Source organism: Micromonospora antibiotica, assembly GCF_017599305.1.
Taxonomy (GTDB): domain Bacteria; phylum Actinomycetota; class Actinomycetes; order Mycobacteriales; family Micromonosporaceae; genus Micromonospora; species Micromonospora antibiotica.
Genome location: NZ_JAGFWR010000009.1, coordinates 118,818 through 134,778 on the forward strand (window position 1 = coordinate 118,818; position 15,961 = coordinate 134,778).

15 protein-coding genes, 1 tRNA gene and 1 pseudogene are annotated in these 15,961 nt (G+C 71.2%); 6 read left to right on the forward strand and 11 right to left on the reverse strand.

Annotated elements, in window-relative coordinates:
- Nucleotides 1-421: 421 nt before the first annotated feature.
- Nucleotides 422-748 carry a hypothetical protein gene (locus JQN83_RS17710; protein ID WP_208568236.1) on the reverse strand — a complete coding sequence of 109 codons (327 nt, stop codon included), beginning with the start codon at nucleotides 746-748 and terminating at the stop codon, nucleotides 422-424.
- 233 nt (nucleotides 749-981) lie between these two features.
- On the opposite strand from JQN83_RS17710, the gene JQN83_RS17715 reads away from it, so the two are divergent.
- Both JQN83_RS17715 and JQN83_RS17720 read left to right on the forward strand, forming a co-directional pair.
- Nucleotides 982-1,839, forward strand: coding sequence for a sigma-70 family RNA polymerase sigma factor (locus JQN83_RS17715; protein WP_208568237.1), 858 nt, complete (start codon nucleotides 982-984; stop codon nucleotides 1,837-1,839).
- Nucleotides 1,840-2,017: 178 nt separating this feature from the next.
- A complete protein-coding gene (locus JQN83_RS17720; RefSeq protein WP_208568238.1) occupies nucleotides 2,018-2,620 on the forward strand; it encodes a hypothetical protein in 603 nt (200 codons plus the stop codon).
- A 523-nt stretch (nucleotides 2,621-3,143) separates the two neighbouring features.
- Here JQN83_RS17720 and JQN83_RS17725 read toward each other — a convergent pair.
- Nucleotides 3,144-3,416, reverse strand: a pseudogene (locus JQN83_RS17725) (hypothetical protein); the annotation flags it as partial.
- A gap of 186 nt (nucleotides 3,417-3,602) precedes the next feature.
- Between JQN83_RS17725 and JQN83_RS17730 the strand changes: the two are divergent.
- Entirely contained in the window at nucleotides 3,603-3,977 is a 375-nt protein-coding gene (locus JQN83_RS17730; RefSeq protein WP_208568240.1) for a winged helix-turn-helix domain-containing protein, read from the forward strand.
- 186 nt (nucleotides 3,978-4,163) lie between these two features.
- Here the strand turns inward: JQN83_RS17730 and JQN83_RS17735 are convergent.
- Nucleotides 4,164-4,247: transfer RNA gene (locus JQN83_RS17735), tRNA-Tyr, on the reverse strand.
- A gap of 148 nt (nucleotides 4,248-4,395) precedes the next feature.
- Here JQN83_RS17735 and JQN83_RS17740 point away from each other — a divergent pair.
- Nucleotides 4,396-4,890 (forward strand): YajQ family cyclic di-GMP-binding protein, encoded by a 495-nt coding sequence (locus JQN83_RS17740; protein WP_091242112.1) that lies wholly within the window; start codon nucleotides 4,396-4,398, stop codon nucleotides 4,888-4,890.
- 70 nt (nucleotides 4,891-4,960) lie between these two features.
- On the opposite strand, the gene JQN83_RS17745 is transcribed toward JQN83_RS17740, so the two are convergent.
- Complete coding sequence (locus tag JQN83_RS17745) at nucleotides 4,961-6,220, reverse strand: MFS transporter (protein WP_208568241.1); 1,260 nt, start codon at nucleotides 6,218-6,220, stop codon at nucleotides 4,961-4,963.
- Between the two features lie 189 nt (nucleotides 6,221-6,409).
- Between JQN83_RS17745 and JQN83_RS17750 the strand changes: the two genes are divergently transcribed.
- Both JQN83_RS17750 and JQN83_RS17755 read left to right on the forward strand, forming a co-directional pair.
- Complete coding sequence (locus JQN83_RS17750; RefSeq protein WP_208568242.1) at nucleotides 6,410-6,580, forward strand: hypothetical protein; 171 nt, start codon at nucleotides 6,410-6,412, stop codon at nucleotides 6,578-6,580.
- Complete coding sequence (locus JQN83_RS17755) at nucleotides 6,580-7,800, forward strand: MFS transporter (RefSeq protein WP_208568243.1); 1,221 nt, start codon at nucleotides 6,580-6,582, stop codon at nucleotides 7,798-7,800. Before JQN83_RS17750 ends, JQN83_RS17755 begins: the two co-directional genes overlap by 1 nt.
- Before the next feature lie 144 nt (nucleotides 7,801-7,944).
- Here the strand turns inward: JQN83_RS17755 and htpX are convergent, their stop codons facing one another.
- From htpX to JQN83_RS17790, 7 genes are all read right to left on the reverse strand, one after another.
- Entirely contained in the window at nucleotides 7,945-8,823 is an 879-nt protein-coding gene (htpX, locus tag JQN83_RS17760; protein WP_208568244.1) for a zinc metalloprotease HtpX, read from the reverse strand.
- 202 nt (nucleotides 8,824-9,025) lie between these two features.
- Nucleotides 9,026-10,609, reverse strand: a complete 1,584-nt coding sequence (locus tag JQN83_RS17765) for an NADH-quinone oxidoreductase subunit N (protein ID WP_208568245.1) — start codon at nucleotides 10,607-10,609, stop codon at nucleotides 9,026-9,028.
- Nucleotides 10,610-10,723: 114 nt separating this feature from the next.
- Nucleotides 10,724-12,253: a complex I subunit 4 family protein gene (locus JQN83_RS17770; protein WP_208568246.1), complete on the reverse strand. Its 1,530-nt coding sequence runs from the start codon at nucleotides 12,251-12,253 to the stop codon at nucleotides 10,724-10,726.
- A gap of 173 nt (nucleotides 12,254-12,426) precedes the next feature.
- Nucleotides 12,427-14,340 (reverse strand): NADH-quinone oxidoreductase subunit 5 family protein, encoded by a 1,914-nt coding sequence (locus tag JQN83_RS17775; RefSeq protein WP_208568247.1) that lies wholly within the window; start codon nucleotides 14,338-14,340, stop codon nucleotides 12,427-12,429.
- Nucleotides 14,337-14,738: an NADH-quinone oxidoreductase subunit NuoK gene (nuoK, locus tag JQN83_RS17780; protein WP_307799389.1), complete on the reverse strand. Its 402-nt coding sequence runs from the start codon at nucleotides 14,736-14,738 to the stop codon at nucleotides 14,337-14,339. The genes JQN83_RS17775 and nuoK overlap by 4 nt, the downstream gene beginning before the upstream one ends.
- Complete coding sequence (locus tag JQN83_RS17785) at nucleotides 14,735-15,277, reverse strand: NADH-quinone oxidoreductase subunit J family protein (protein WP_208568248.1); 543 nt, start codon at nucleotides 15,275-15,277, stop codon at nucleotides 14,735-14,737. The genes nuoK and JQN83_RS17785 overlap by 4 nt, the downstream gene beginning before the upstream one ends.
- Nucleotides 15,274-15,864, reverse strand: a complete 591-nt coding sequence (locus JQN83_RS17790) for a NuoI/complex I 23 kDa subunit family protein (RefSeq protein WP_208568249.1) — start codon at nucleotides 15,862-15,864, stop codon at nucleotides 15,274-15,276. Before JQN83_RS17790 ends, JQN83_RS17785 begins: the two co-directional genes overlap by 4 nt.
- Nucleotides 15,865-15,961 lie beyond the last annotated feature (97 nt).

A 15,961-nucleotide genomic window follows, 5' to 3' on the forward strand; every position in this document is an offset into this window, starting at 1 on the left:
TTGCTCCTTCCGGTCACGGAAGCCCACACGATCGGTGGGCACCACCCACCCCCGGGAACCCTGCACCCGGGAGGGATGGAAACCACCGACCAGGCGGTCACTCCCGGCCCGTCAGACGCCACATCCGACGCCACCGACGCGTCTCACGACGAATCAAACCGACGTTCACCGAAACCGACAGAATCAGCAACCCGATAAGCGTCAAATCGAAATCAGACATGATAACCTCCCCTCAATTTGTCGAATGGTGATATCAACCTGTTTCAGGCAAGGTTCTATCCACTGTGGAATTGTCAATGAACATGCAGCCGAGGATGAACCGACAGACGGCCCATTGCCCCGACAAAGTGCCCCGACCCGACTCGAACGGGTCACCCACCAAACAGGGGCGGGGCGAAAGATCAGAAACGCGACCGGTTGATCACCGCGCGGTCTTGAGGCCCTGGGCCTTCCACGTCAGACCCGACCGGCCGTCGCGCTCCCAGTGCGACACCGTCGGCCCGATCAGCTCGACCAGCTCACCCTCCTCGACAGCGCCCGGTTCGGTCGAGAGCGTGATCTTCAGTTCCTCGCCCTTGCCCCGGTAGCCGTCCTCGGTCGCCACCGGCTTAGCGAACACCGCCACCGTGAACAGCGGGTCATTCGTGCCGTAAGCCGTGATCACCTTCCCCTCCTGATCCGCCTTGACCGACGGCTCCTCCACCACCCGCAGCTTGTAGCCGGACAGGTTCACAGGGATGTTCCGCATCTGGACTTCTCTCCTTCGATCGACCCTTTGGTGGTCGGACATCGTTGGTTTGGATGCGAGCCCTGAGCAGGGCTAACGCAGCGTCTCCCCAGGCTCGCGGAGGCTTTGAGCCACTTCCGTAGCCCCCCTTACGCCACAACCGTAAGCCGGGCTCCCGCCTTCGTCAAGGGGTTCGTCTAGCCTTTCGTAACCCCCCTTACTAGACTGGCCTCAACACCTGGAAGGGAGAGCGTGTGGAAGAGCTGCGGAAGGCTAGAGAGACCTCGGACCCTCTGGAGCGGGTTCGGCTGGCAACTGAGGCGATGGCCGACTATCAGGCTGCAATCGCTGAGTTCGGCAAGCTGCGCCGCGATGCTGTGGACTATCTGCGCAGTCAAGGCATGACGTTGACAGAGATTGCTGACAAGGCGGGCGTTAGCCGTGCACGGCTGTCACAGCTCAGCGCCGCGCCGAAGAGGGCCCCAGAGCGCATCCTGTTCTCCGAGGGGTCGACCGTGACGTTCGCAGTCGACACCAAGCAGGAGAGCGGGTCCGGGCGTCCGGTCGTGCACCAGGAGCACGCAGCCGCGATCGAGATCCTTAACCGTACCGTTCGCCGTACTGGCCTGGAACCCGTCGAGGTCGAGTACATCGTCCCTCCCGGCCTAATTGATCTTAACCGTGAGGGCCTGGTGGTGATCTGTGGTCCGCGACGGTCACCGCTGATTGCGCAAATGCTTGCAGCGGATGAGCGCTACGGATTCGACAAAGATGCCGATGGTTGGTATCTCTACGATAAGGCGACCGGACGTCAGTACCGTTCCCCAGAGGATTCGGGTAAGCCCGGTGACTATGCCTATCTGGGTCGCCTGCCGAGGCCGGACGGACGGGGTTACTGGCTTTATATGGCTGGAATTCATGCACCAGGCGGTCAGGGTGCGGCAATGTATCTTGAACAGGGGCTAAACGACCTTTATCGGGATGTGAAAGCTACCCGTTGGTCATGCCTTGTCGAGTGCGAATGGGACCCCGAGTCACGCCAGATTCAGCGAGCGGAACTGCTGGCACCAATCCATCAGCCCGGGAGGAAGAGTGCACGTAAGCGTAGCTAGTGAATCCGGACGTCCTGACGGCAGAAACGAGGACTGGGCCGGAGCAACGACGAGCACTGCCGTAGTCCTCGACGGACTCTCGGAGGCGCCGGAGACGGGCTGCGTACATGGGACGCCCTGGTACGTGCACCAGCTCGGATGCAAGCTGTTGTGGCTCGCGGGCAACTCTGGTCGAGGCTTGGAGGAGGTGTTGGCGGAGTCCATCGATGCCGTGGCAGCCATGCATCGCGACTCCTGCGACCTCGCCCATCCTGGTTCCCCGTGCTCGACGGTAGCAATGGTGAGGAATGTCGGAGACTCGCTGGAGTATCTTGTTCTGTCGGACTCCGTGATAGCGCTTGATCGTGTCAGCGGCGGGCCGGTAGTGGTACAGGACAAGTCGGTTAACGCCTTCGCCTCTGATAGTGCACAAGCCGCTAGTTCCGGCAGAGACAAGAGTGACAAGGCGGCGCTATTTACCCTGATTCGCGAGCAGCAACAGGTGAGAAATCGGCCCGGTGGCTACTGGGTGGCGCAGGTTGACCCGTCGGCTGCTGCACATGCGATGTCCGGAGTTGTGGAAGAGGTACGCGGCGCTGCCCTGCTGTCAGATGGTGCCGCTCTTCTCGTGACCGATTTCAGTGCGATGGATTGGCCGGAGCTACTGACCTTCGCCTACGAGCAAGGCCCGTCCGCCCTGATTGCATCCACCCGCGAATTTGAGGACCGTGATCCCGATGGTTTGATCTGGCCGAGGTATAAGCACCGGGACGACGCTACGGCGGTGGTTTGTCGCCTGTAGCGCGTGGTCGGAGCGTAGTGTGTTCAGACTTTCTTTACTTGGTCAAGGGCGGGCCTGCGGCCCGCCGCCGTGTTCGCGCCGGGGCGCGCGTGCGGCCTGGCGGCCGGTCACGCCCCGGCGCACGGCGTAGCAAGAGGAGCGATCGACAGCCGCAGCCGGGCGGGCCGGACGCACGCGGGATACCCGGGTACGTGCAGCGCCCGACGCCGGCCGGACAACCCCCGTGTACCCCGGCGCTACGACGGGCCGCCGCCGGAGCTGGGCTCCGAGAATGCCGCGCGGGGGACGACCGGCAAGCCCCGAGCATGGGGGCGGTGGTCGCGGTGCCCGAGCTGGTGACCCCCCGTGCCAGCTCCTACCGCTGTCCAGGTCAGTTCAAAACCGGCACCTGGGAAGGGGGTGGGGTGCCGCGGTGGGCGGGGTGGTCGTCCAGGGGCCGGCTGCGTGGCTGGTCGGGGTCAGGTCAAAGGCGCTGCTGTGGCGGTGTCCACCGGGTGTTCGGCCGTGACACGAAAGCCGAGCCCGACGTCAGGCGCCCATCAGAACGGCGGACCCGTTTGAGGCCCGCCAACCGTACGAAGATCTCCCGCTTGGTGACGGCCTGGCCCTGGCCGTCGAGCTGGTAGCCGGTTACCCACGCCCAGCCGTCATAGGTGGGCCGGGGGCAGACCGAGATCACCCGGAACACGAAGGCCGGTGTCCGCGCGAACTGCACCGACGCTTCCCGGCTGATCAGCAGTTCCTCACCCGGCGTCGGGGGCTGGAGGCGAGGTAAGGCCCGTGGATCAAGAGGCATGCTCTTCCCTCCCTGTGGTGGCCCTGCCCGACCGGTGTCGGAGGAGACCGGCCGGGCAGGGGTACCGCCGCACCGGGGCGGGTTCGGATCCTCCACGACCAGCACAGCGGGATAGAGGCCAACGTACGTTACGTAGATTGGTACGTACAGACCTAGGTTCGTACGTGTTCACCTAGCGTCAGATATGTGCTCGACTTCGACCCAGAGCGGGCGATCTGGCGACAGATTGCCGACGACATCCGCCGCAAAATCGCGGCAGGTGTGTACGCGGCCGGGTCGAGACTCCCCAGCGAGACGGATCTATCCCAGGGCTACGGCGTCAGCCGAACCACCGTCCGGACCGTGATCGCTTCCCTGAAGAGTAACGGCCTGGTGGTCGTCGAACAGCGGCCAGGCCACCCGCGCTCCACCTATGTCCGGACCGTCGACCGAGTCGAAGACGTCATCCTCGGGCCAGGAGACACGGTGGCGTACACCGGCATCGGCACGGCAGTGCTCACCAGAGCCACCGGCGAAGTCGAGACGTACGGAGCTGATGAGATCCGGATCGTCGGGCGGTAACAGCGTCCACTAGCCACCGTCTCGCAGCCGAACATCCGTCAGCACCGAGCCCTACGGCCAAGATCAGCGTTCCCGCCATGTTCCCGTGGAGGCTCGTAGACGGCTAGACCGCACTGGACTCGGCTAGATCAACGAGAACGGCCCTGTGGTCAGCGTTTCTGCTGTTCACAGGGCCGTTCGTGCTCCTGGTGGCGGGTAGAGGATTCGAACCTCTGTAGCTTTCGCGACGGATTTACAGTCCGCTCCCATTGGCCGCTCGGGCAACCCGCCAGGGCACACCACCGCGTCGCAACGCGGCAGCGGAGCAAGGATAGCGGTCGCCCCCGGGGGTATGGCAACCGGGTACCGTCAGAGGGTCGTGGGGCTGGTCAGCACCGCGACGACCCTGACAGACCGCCGGACAAGCAGGAGCATCAGCATGGCAGCGAACCCGTCGTTCGACATCGTGAGCAAGGTCGACCGGCAGGAGGTCGACAACGCCCTTCGCCAGACGGAGAAGGAGCTTGCCCAGCGGTTCGACTTCCGTGGCACCGGCGCCGAGATCTCCTGGTCGGGAGAGGAGGCGATCAGCCTCCAGGCGGAGACCGAGGAGCGGGTCGCCGCCGCCCTCGACGTGTTCAAGGAGAAGCTGGTCAAGCGGAACATCTCGTTGAAGTCCCTGGACGCCGGGGACCCGCGTTCCTCGGGCAAGATTTTCAAGATCGACGCCAAGGTGATCCAGGGCATCGAGTCGGAGAAGGCCAAGGCGATCAGCAAGAAGATCCGCGACGAGGGCCCGAAGGGCGTCCAGGCGCAGATCCAGGGCGACCAGCTCCGGGTCACCGGCAAGAAGAAGGACGACCTCCAGGCCGTCATCACGCTGCTCAAGGGCGAGGACTTCGGGGTGGCCCTCCAGTTCACCAACTACCGCTGACCCGGTAGACAGACGCCACCAGACCGGGCGGTCGTCCCCCGACGGGGACGGCCGCCCGACGCGTACACCGTCAGACGGTGACGGGGTGTTCGGCGCGGACGGCGGCGGCCTCGGCGCGGGCGATCGGGCCGCCGGGCAGGGCCGCGACAGCGGCCCCGACGCCGACCGCCCCGGCGGCGAACAGGAACGCCCAGGGCACCCCACCGGCGTGGTCGACGATCAGGCCGGCCACCGCGCCGCCGGCCGCGCTCGCCGCCACCGACATGGTCACCACCCAGGTGTACGCCTCGTTGAGCATGCCCGTCGGGGTGATCCGCCCGACCAGGGTGTTCTCCAGGGTCAACGCGGGGGCGATGGTGGCCCCGCCGATCACCAGGGCGATGCCGAGGGACACCGGGCCGGGCATCACCGCGAAGATCGCCAGGGTGCCGGCCACCGCCGCGAGCAGCCAGGCGAACTGGCGGGTCATGTTGGCCGCCGGGCGGCGTACCCCGAACCAGAAACCGCCCACGGCGCTGCCCACCCCCCAGACGGCGAGCAGCAGGCCGGCCAGGCTCTGCGGGTCGTCGGTGGGCTGGTTGCCGGCGAACGCCGGCACGATCACCCCGGCCGCGCCGAACGCGATGCCGAGGCTCGCCACGCAGACCAGCAGCGCCGGGAACCCGCCCACCCGCAGCGGGCCGAGCCCTCGGGCGTGGTGCTCGCGGGCGTGCGGACGCCAGGCGCGCATCACCCGCCCCAGCGCCACCCCGCCGGTGCCGACCAGGGTCACCACGGCCGCGCCGAGCAGTGCGGCGGCGGCGTCGGCCAGCAGGACGAACCCGGCCACCAGCAGCGGACCGAGCACGAAGACGACCTCGAACAGCGACGTCTCGGCGGCCAGCGCGGTGTTGCGCAGCTGGTAGCGGCCGGTCGCCGGGGCGGTCAGGTCGTTCCAGGCACCCCGGATCGCGGCGGTCAGCGGCGGGTAGGTGGCCCCGGCCAGCCCCGCCGCCAGATAGATCAGGCGTACGTCAGCATCATCGGCGCGGCTCGCCCCGAGCAGCCCCAACAGGGCCAGCGGGTGGGCCACGGCGGTGACCAGCAGCACCGGGGTGGGGCCGACCCGGTCGGCGATCCGGCCGGCGACCGGGCTGAGCGCGGCACCGGACAGGGCGTAGATGCCGCCGGCCACGGCGGCGAGGGAGTACCGGCCGGTGACCTGCTCCACGACCAGCAGCAACGCCAGCGGCGTCATCCCGATGCCGAGGCGACCGACGACACCGAGGAGCAGCAGCAGCGGCGCCCCGGGAATCCGCCAGACGCCCAGGTACTGGCGCAGTGCGGCCACGGTGGCACCTCCCAGGAGACGATCAGGTAACGACTCAGAACCCTGTAGACCCTAACGCCGCAGGTCGCTCCGGGAATGGTCGATTCACTCACACCCCGGGCCGCTGACCCGGTGGCGGCGAGAGGGTAACTTGCTGATCGACCCAGATACATACACCGCTGAATCGCCCCCGACGCCGTAGGAGGTCCGATGGTCGGCACCACGATCGAGCACCGCCGGCCCGGCCCGGCGTCCCGCGACAGCCAGCGCCGATCCGGCCCGGCCGGCCGCGGCGGCCAGCGCCACCAGCCGACCCGGGTGCTCCGGGAAAGCAGCCGTCACCGGCAGAACGGGGTCGAGGAAGCGAACCTGACGACCTGATGACCGACGCCGACGAGCGGCTCTCGCCGACACCCGGTTACCTGGCGCTGTTCCGCCACCCGGTGGCTTCCCGTCTGGTCACCGCCCGGGGCATCTCCGAGCTGGGCGACTTCGTGGGGCTGGCCGCGCTGCTGCTGCTCGCGTACGACCAGACGCAGTCGGTCCTCGGGCCCGCCGCCGTGTACGCCGCCCGAGCCCTGCCCGCCCTGCTGGTCGCCACGGTGTTCAGCGGCTGGCTGGACGTGCCGGCCCGCCGTACCCTGCTGGTCTGGCTCTCGTTGGCCGGCGCGGTGCTGATCGCGGTGCCGCTCGTGTCGCCCCGGCCGGTGCCGGCGATCATCGCGGCGGGTCTGCTCGGCGCGGTCCGGGCCGCCTACTCCAGCGTCAACGTGGCGGTCGCCGCCGAGTCGGTGGACGCCCCGCTGCGGCTGCCGCTGTTCGGCCTGTCCGCCTTCGCCAACCAGATCGGCCAGGTGGTGGGGCTGCTGGCCGGGGCCAGCATCACCGTGGCCCTCGGCCCCCGGGTGGCGCTCCTGATCGACCTGGTCTCGTTCCTGCTCGCGGCGGTGGTGCTGGCCGGGCTGCCGACCGGGCAACAGCGGCGGCGCGGGCCACGCCCACCGGCCACCGCCGGCCTACGGACCATCGCCGGGCACCCGGTGCTGCGCGGCGTCGCCCTGCTCACCCTCGCCACGGTCGTCTCCGGCGCGCTGCCCGAGACTCTCACCCCGGACCTCGCCGACGGGGCCTGGCGGCCCGTGGTGCTGGCCTCGTCGGCGTTGGGCGGCGCGGTCTTCGTGCTGGTGCTGGGGCGGGGCACCTGGCTGGGCCGGTTGACCGGGCAGGTCACCGTGGCCGCCGCCCTGGCCGGGGCGCTGCTACTGGCCGCCCTGCTGGTCGCCACGCACGCCCCGGTGTGGGCGCTGGCCTGCGCCAACGCGTTGATCGGCGCGGGTGGCGGGTGGTTGATCGGCGCGCAGGCCACCTTTGCCCGGCTGGCACCGGTGGAACGGATGGGGCAGGTGGAGGCGACCATCGTTGCCGCCAACATCGTCGTCGCCGGCTGCGGGATCTTCCTTCTCGGGTCGGCCGCCGCGTTGTTCGGGCCGGCCGTGGCGTACCTGCTGGCCGGGGTGCTGCTGCTGGTCGTGGTGCTGCTGACCCGCCCCGACCGGCTGCCGGCCGACGCCGGCCCGCAACCCACCGCGTCCCCGCACTGACGCCCTCCGGCGGCCCTGCTCCCGGCGGGAGGCACCGCGCCGGCCCGCTGACGGGACCACCCCGCCCGTGGTCCCGGCGGGGGCACCGCGCAGACGACCGCGCCCGCGTCCGGGACGTGGACGCGGGCGCGGGGTCGGTGCGGGTCAGCGCTGGAACTGCACCGGGCCGGAGTTGCGGGCCATCTGCTCCAGCCGGGCCACCCGCTCCTCCATCCGGGGGTGGGTGGAGAAGAGCGCGGCGATGCCGCCACCCCGCTTGAACGGGTTGTCGATCATCAGGTGGGCGGTGCTGGTGAGCTGCCCCTGGGCGGGCAGCGGCCGGGCCTGGGTCCCCAGGTGGATCTTGCGGAGGGCGCTGGCCAGGGCCAACGGGTCCCGGGTGAGCTGCGCACCCGACGCGTCCGCCTGGAACTCCCGGCTCCGGCTGATCGCCAACTGGATCACGGTGGCCGCGATCGGGCCGAGAATGATGGTGAGCAGCAGCACCGCCGGGTTCGGGCCGTCCTCGTCGTTGCTTCCGCCCAGCGGGATGAAGAACGCCAGGTTCGCCAGCATGGTGATGATGCCGGCCAGCCCGGCCGCCACGCTGGAGATCAGGATGTCCCGGTTGTAGACGTGGGACAGCTCGTGGCCGATCACCCCGCGCAGCTCGCGGTAGTCGAGGATCTCGGTGATCCCGTGGGTGACGCAGACCGCCGCGTTGGCCGGGTTACGACCGGTCGCGAACGCGTTGGGCTGCGCGGTCGGGCTGACGTACAGCCGGGGCATCGGCTGCCCGGCCTCGGTGGCCAGCTCCCGGACCATCCGGTACAACTCGGGGAACTGGGCCTCGGTGACCGGTTGCGCCTTCATCGAGCGCAATGCCAGCTTGTCGGAGAAGAAGTAGGTCACGCCGTTCATCAGCAACGAGACGACGACGGCGATGACGAGGCCACCGCTCCCACCGAACCAGTAGCCGACCGCAAGGATCAGCGAGGTCAGCAGGCCCAGCAGCGCTGCGGTCTTCAGACGGTTGTGATGCACGATCGCTCCTTCGGTGCGCGGGTCGCGCGGGACCCGCTGACCGGTACAACGTCACCGGTACCCGTCAACCATCCAGCTCATGACTGGCAGTTGACTGACAGAAGCTGGGAACCCGCTGAACGCACCGGACACCGGGGACGACCCGGGACACCAGGTCAGGGGGCCGTCCCGGCACGCCCGGGTCGGGAGCTTCGGCGGCTGCTCAGCGGGACGCGAGGTCCAGCACCCACTGCGGGGCGAAGCCGATCACCACGGTCAGCGCGGTCGCCCCGGTCAGCGCCACGGTGACCGGCCAGGCCACCCGACCGGACCCCACCCCGGGTGCGACAGCCGGCCCGGCGGGGGGCGTGACGGCCGACTCCTCGGAAGGCGTCAGGGCGGCCGACTCCCCGGAAGGCGTCAGGGCGGCCGAGTCACCGGGGTGCGTCGGGGCGGTCGGCAGTGGGGTCGGGTCGGCGTAGAGAGTCGCGGCGATCCGCAGGTAGTAGGCCAGGCCGATGACCGCGTTCAGCGCCACCACCAGGGCCAGCCAACCGGCCCCGCCGTCCAGCAACGCCCGGACCACGGTCACCTTGGCGAACAGCCCCGCCAGCCCCGGAGGCAGGCCGGCCAACCCGACCAGGGCCAGCGCAAAGGCCGCCCCCACCCAGGGCCGCCGCCGGGCCACCCCACGCAGGACCGCCAGCGTGCCGCCGTCCGCACCCGCCGGCCGCAACGCCACCAGCGCCGCGAACGCCGCCAGCTCCACCACCACGAAGAAGACCGCGTACGCCACCACGGCCGCGTACGCCCCGGCCCGGACGTCGTCGACCCGGTCGGCGGCCAGCGCCAGCACCCCCAGCGGGGCCAGAATGTAACCGGCCTGGGCCACCGACGACCAGGCGAGCAACCGGACGGCACGCCGCTGACGCAGCGCCACCAGGTTGCCCACGGTCATGGTGAGCACCGCCAACAGGGCCAGCACCGGGCCGGTCACCTCGGCCGGCAGCGCCCGCTGCACCACCGCCAGCAGGGCCACCACCCCACCCAGCTTCGACGCGGTGGACAGGTAGGCGGCCACCGGCAGCGGCGCTCCGTCGTAGGTGGCCGGGGCCCAGGCGTGGAACGGCACCGCGGCGACCTTGAAGGCCAGCCCGAGCACCAGCAACGCCACCGCCGCCGGAATCAACGGCAGGTCGGGCGCGTCGGCCAGCAACCCGCCGAGCCGGTCCAGGTGCAGGCCGCCGGTCGCCGCATAGAGCAGGGCCGCGCCGAGCAGGGTGACCGTCGTGGCCACCACGCTCACCACGAAGAAGGTGACCGCCGCCTCCGCGCTGGCCAGGCTGCCCCGACGCAGGCCGACCAGCACGTACAACGGCAGGGTCAGGGTCTCCAGGGCGACGATCAGGGTGATCAGGTCACCGGCCGCGCCGAGCACCACGCCACCGGTCATCGAGCAGGCCAGCAGGAAGCAGTACTCCCCGACCGGCGTCGGGCCGCCGCGCAGCAGCGGCCCGGACAGCCCGAGCACCCCCAGGGTGAGCAGGGCGAACACCCCGGCGACCAGGGCCGCCCGGCCGTCGAACACCCACGAGCAGTCGGCACCCACGCAGAAGGTCCGCCGGGTGCCGGCCGCGCCCACCACCACCGCACCGACCCCGGTGGCGACGACGCCCGCGCAGGCCACGGCCACCGTCGCGCCGGCCCGGCCGACCAGCAGATCCGCCAGCAGCACGAGTACGGCGGTGCCGGCCGCCAGGTACGCCGGCAGCAACGCCACGTTGTCGACGCTCTGCACGAGACTCACGGGTGCTCACCTCCGTTCGCGACTGCGGGGCTCCGCTGCGCTGCACTCCTCGCGCTCACCGCACCCACCTGTCGCTCGCGACTGCGGGGCTCCGCTGCGCTGCACTCCTCGCGCTCACCGCAGCACCGCCACCAGGGCGTCCACCGGGCCGCTCGCATAGCCGAGCACCAGGGTGGGTGCCAGGCCGACGGCGAGGGCGAGCAGGACCAGCGGAACCCAGGCGGTCAGCTCCACCCCGGCCAGGGCGGGGGTGAACCGGCCCACCGCCGGGCTCGGCCGACCGTGGGTGACCCGACGCAGCAACCGCAGGAAGTACGCGGCGGTGAGTGCCCCGCCGACCGCCGCCAGCACCGCCAGCGTGGTCCACAGCGGCCCGCCCCGCTCGACGGCCGCGACCACCGCGAACGCCTCACCCCAGAAACCCGCCAACCCGGGCAGGCCGAGCGAGGCGACCGCCGCGAAGCCGAGTAGACCGGCCAGCCGGGGTGCGGTCTCCCGCAGCCCGGACAACTCGGCGAGCGCCCCGGTGTGGGACCGGTCCTTGACCGCCCCGGCGAGGAAGAACAGCAGCCCGGTGATCACCCCGTGGGCCACGTTGCCGATCAGCGCCGCCTGGATGCCGGTGGCGGTCAGCGTCGCCACCCCCAGCAGCACGAACCCCATGTGCCCGACGCTGGAATAGGCGATCAGCCGCTTCAGGTCATCCTGGGCCAGACAGACCAGGGAGCCGACGAGGATCGCCGCGACGGCCAACACCCCGATGATCGGCGCGGCCCAGCGGGCCCCCTCCGGGGCCACCCCGACGGCGACCCGGATCAGGCCGTACGTGCCCATCTTGAGCAGCACCCCGGCGAGGATGACGCTGCCGACGGTGGGTGCCTGGGTGTGCGCGTCGGGCAGCCAGGAGTGCAGCGGCCAGAGTGGGGCCTTCACCGCGAACGCCAACCCGAGCAGGGCGAACGCGGTCAACTGGGTGCCCCGGGACAGCCCCACCCCGCCGGTCAGCGCCACGATGTCGGCGGTCCCGGCGGCGGCCACCACGACGAACACACCCACCAGCAGCAGCACCGAGCCGAAGAGCGTGTAGAGGGCGAACTTGCGGGCCGCCGCCCGGGCCGCGTCCCGTGCCGGCAGATCATCGCCGGTGCCGCCCCAGCCGGCGATGATCGCGTACATCGGCAGCAGGACGACCTCGAAGAAGACGAAGAACAACACCAGGTCGAGGGCGAGGAAGGTGCCCAGGATGCCCACCTCGACCACCAGCAGCAACGCCACCAGCGCCCGGCCGCTCCCCCGGCCCTCGGGCACCCGGCGCACCGTGTAGCCGCAGCAGAGCAGGGTGAGTAGGGCGGTGAGCACCACCAGCGGCCAGGAGATGCCGTCGACCCCGAGGTGGAAACGCAGGTCGAGGCCGGGCACCCAGGGCAGGTCGACCTCGTGCCAGGGCTGCACGGCGGGGGCCGGGCCGTAGCCGAACCAGCCGTGGTCACCGAGCACCAGCAGCGCCGCCCCGACCAGGGTCAGGCCGGCGACCGCCGTACCCAGCAGCCGGGCCGCCCGCTCCCCGGGGAGCACGGCCACCAGCGCCGCCCCCACCGCCGGCAGCACCAGCACCGCGACCAGCAACACCTGCCCAACCGTCACCGGGCCCGCCTCTCGTTCGCGACTGCGGGGCTCCGCTGCGCTGCACTCCTCGCGCTCACCGGGCCCGCCTCTCGTTCGCGACTGCGGGGCTCCGCTGCGCTGCACTCCTCGCGCTCACCGGGCCCGCCTCTCGTTCGCGACTGCGGGGCTCCGCTGCGCTGCACTCCTCGCGCTCATGGGGAGACTCCGATCAGGGCGGCGGCCAGGCCGATCAGCAGGGCGCCGACCAGCACCGCCGCCGTCGCGCGGGGCAGGGCCGCCCGGTGCAGCGCGGCCAGCCCGGCACCGAGCGTGGAGGTGCCCCGGCCGACCCCCTCCACCAGGCCGTCCACCCCGACCTCGTCACCGGTACGCGTCACCCGGGCGAGCGCCGTCGTGGGGCGTACCACGAGGGTGTGTTGCAGGTCGTCGAGGCGGAAGGCGCGGGCGAACACCGGCCGCAGCGGACCCAGCGCGCGGGCCGGATCGGCGGCCGGGTCCCGCCGCCAGCCGGCCCAGGCCAGCCCCGCCCCGACCACCAGCAGCGCGAGCGGCAGCAGCACCGCCGGGGCGAGGTGGACCAGCTCCGCATCGGCGGCGGTGCCCCGCAACCGGTCGGTGAACGGCGGCCAGAACGCGGCCAGCCCGAGCAGCGCCGCCGGGACGGCCAGCAGCAGCACCGGCCAACGCATCAGCGCCGGCGGGTCGTGCGGGTGCAGCAGCGGTAGCCGGGCCTCGCCGAAGAAGGCGCGCAGCAGCAGCCGGGTGGCGTACGCGGCGGTGAGCAGCACCCCGAGCAGCCCGGCCAGCCAGACCAGCCAACCGACCCAGGCCGGGGCGGGACCGGTGCCGTCGAACGCGGCGGCCTCGGCGGCGGCGAGCACGCCGTCCTTGCTCCAGAAACCGGACAGCGGTGGCACCCCGGCCAGCGCGCCGAGGCCGATCAGGGTGCACCAGAAGGTGACCGGCATGCTGCGCCGCAGCCCACCCATCCGGGACAGCAGGGTGGTGCCGACGGCGTGGATCACCGCACCGGCGGCGAGGAACAGCAGCGCCTTGAACGCGGCGTGGGTCAGCAGGTGGAACAGCGCGGCGGCCGGGGCACCGACGGCGAGCGCGCCGGTCATGTAGCCGAGCTGGGAGACCGTCGACCAGGCGAGCACCCGTTTCAGGTCGTCCTGGGCGGTGGCGGCGAGCGCGCCGAGCAGCAGGGTGATCGAGGCGAGCACGCCGAGCACCGCCAACGCCACCGGGGCCCGGGTGAACAGCGGGTAGAGCCGGGTCACCGCGTACACCCCGGCGGCGACCATGGTCGCGGCGTGGATCAGCGCGGAGATCGGCGTCGGGCCGGCCATCGCGTCCGGCAACCAGGTGTGCAGCGGGAACTGGGCGCTCTTGCCGGCCACCCCGGCGAGCAGCAGCAGACAGGCGGCGGTCAGGGTGCCGGTGGAGTGGTCGTGGGCGAGCACGTCGGCGATCCGGAAACTGCCGGCGGAGACGCCGAGCAGCGCGATGCCGAGCAGGAACCCGACGTCACCCACCCGGGTGACCAGGAACGCCTTCATCGCGGCGGCGGGCGCCTCGGGCAGCCGGCGGTCGTGGGCGATCAGCAGATAGGAGCAGAGGCCCATCACCTCCCAGCCGACCAGCAGCAGGATCAGGTCCCCGCTGACCACCACCAGCAGCATCGCGGCGGTGAACAGGCTGATCTGCGCGGCGTAGGGCGGGTAGCGGTGGTCCACCTCGACGTCGTCATGCGGGCCGCGCCGCAGGTAGGCCACCGAATAGACCTGCACCGCCAGCGCCACCGCCGTCACCGCGACCGCGACCAGCGTGGCGACGCCGTCCAGCCGTACCCCGAGGGTGACCCGCAGCCCGCCCAGGTCGATCCAGCTGGTGCTGGTCTCGACCGGGTCGCCGACCCGCACCAGCAGCAGCACCGCGACCAGCAACGCACCGGCCGCACCGGCCACCCCGAGGCCGATCGCCGCCCGCCGGGCCGAGCTCTCCCCGGTGGTCGCCCCCTGCGGTGCCGGCGGCAGCAGCAACCCGAGCAACCCGGCGACCAGGGGTACGACCGGCAGCGCCGCCCCGAGCACCCCGGTCACCGCCCGGCCTCCGCCCGTGCGCCGGCCGACCCGGCCGCGGCGTCCCTGGCCGACCCGGCCCGTGCGCCGGTCGACCCGGCCCGGTCGACAGCCGGTTCGGTCAGCGGCACGTCGTCGACGGTGACGCTGGCCCGTAGCCGGTAGAGCTGAAGCACGATGGCCAGCCCGACGCCGATCTCGGCGGCGGCCAACACGATCACGAACAGCGCGAAGACCTGCCCGGAGTGCGGCAGCACCGCCCGCACGGTGGTGTCGGCGGTGACCAGGATCAGGTTGACCGCGTTGAGCATCAACTCCACCGCCATCAGCACCAGCACCGCGTTGCGTCGCCGCAGCACGCCGTAGACGCCCAGGCCGAACAGCAGCGCGGCCGTGACGTACGGGATGACCGGCCTCACCGGATCACCTCTGTTCGCGACGACGACGCGGCGTCGTCGGGGCGGCGGCCGATGTCCGGGCGGGACAGGATGATCGCGCCGACCAGGGCGGCCAGCAGCAGCACCGACAGCACCTCGAACGGCAGCACCCAGGAACGGAACACCTGCTCGCCGATGCCCTCGGCGGTGCCCGCCGCCGGCAGCTCCACCGTCGACCAACGGAACGCGTCGACCAGCAGCGCCGTCAGGCCCAGCCCGGTGCCCGCCCCGATCAGCGCGGCCGGCCAGCCCGGCCGGTCCAGGTCGTCGGAGGCCCCGATCGGCGCCCGGGTCAACATCACCGCGAACAGCAGCAGCACCACGACCGCGCCCACGTAGATCAGCACCTGCACCCAGGCGACCAGTTCGGCGGTGAGTACCAGGTAGTCGCCGGCAAGTGCGCCCAGGCAGAGCACCAGATAGAGGCCGGCCCGGACCAGGTGCTTCGTGGCGACCACCAGCACCCCCGAACCGACCGCCACCGCGCCGAGGGCGAGCAGCAGCACGTCCGCACCGGTCACCGGGGGGCACCTCCGTCGGCGGGGCCGGGCTCGGGGCGTACCACGGTGGGGCGGGCGGCGGAGCTGGTCGGGGCGGCGGCCTTGCGCGCGGCGGTGGTCTCCTCCTTGGCCGGCTCGCCGTGCGGGTCGTGCGCGGGCGGCGGCGGCACCGTGGCCATCCACTGGCCGAGGTGGTCCTTGTCGTGCAGCAGATCCTTGATGTCGTACTCGGCGTACTCGAACTCCGGCGACCAGTAGAGGGCGTCGAACGGGCAGACCTCGATGCAGATGCCGCAGTACATGCAGAGTGAGAAGTCGATGTCGAACTTGTCGAGGACGTTGCGCTGGCGGGGCCGGGCCGCACCGGCCACCGCCACCTCCTCCTTGTGCGAGTCGATGTAGATGCACCAGTCGGGGCACTCCCGGGCGCAGAGCATGCAGACCGTGCAGTTCTCGGTCAGCAGCGCGATCACGCCCCGGGAGCGGGGCGGCAACTCGGGGGCGACGTCCGGGTACTGCTGGGTGGTCGACCGGCGGGTCATCGTCTTCAACGTGACCGCCAGCCCCTTCACCAGCCCCTCACCGGGGACCCCGCCGCGCTCGCTCACGGCGTCGCCCCGCTGCGCTCACCCACACCGTGAGATGCCGCCGCACTGAGCCGGCTGGCTCGCCCGCTGCGCTCGCTCATGGGGTCATCCTGCCCTG

Coding starts and splice junctions, on each gene's coding strand:
- JQN83_RS17710 (WP_208568236.1), bottom strand. CDS start 748: ATGCGGAACATCCCTGTGAACCTGTCCGGCTACAAGCTGCGGGTGGTG.
- JQN83_RS17740 (WP_091242112.1), top strand. CDS start 4,396: ATGGCAGCGAACCCGTCGTTCGACATCGTGAGCAAGGTCGACCGGCAG.
- JQN83_RS17755 (WP_208568243.1), top strand. CDS start 6,580: ATGACCGACGCCGACGAGCGGCTCTCGCCGACACCCGGTTACCTGGCG.
- JQN83_RS17750 (WP_208568242.1), top strand. CDS start 6,410: ATGGTCGGCACCACGATCGAGCACCGCCGGCCCGGCCCGGCGTCCCGC.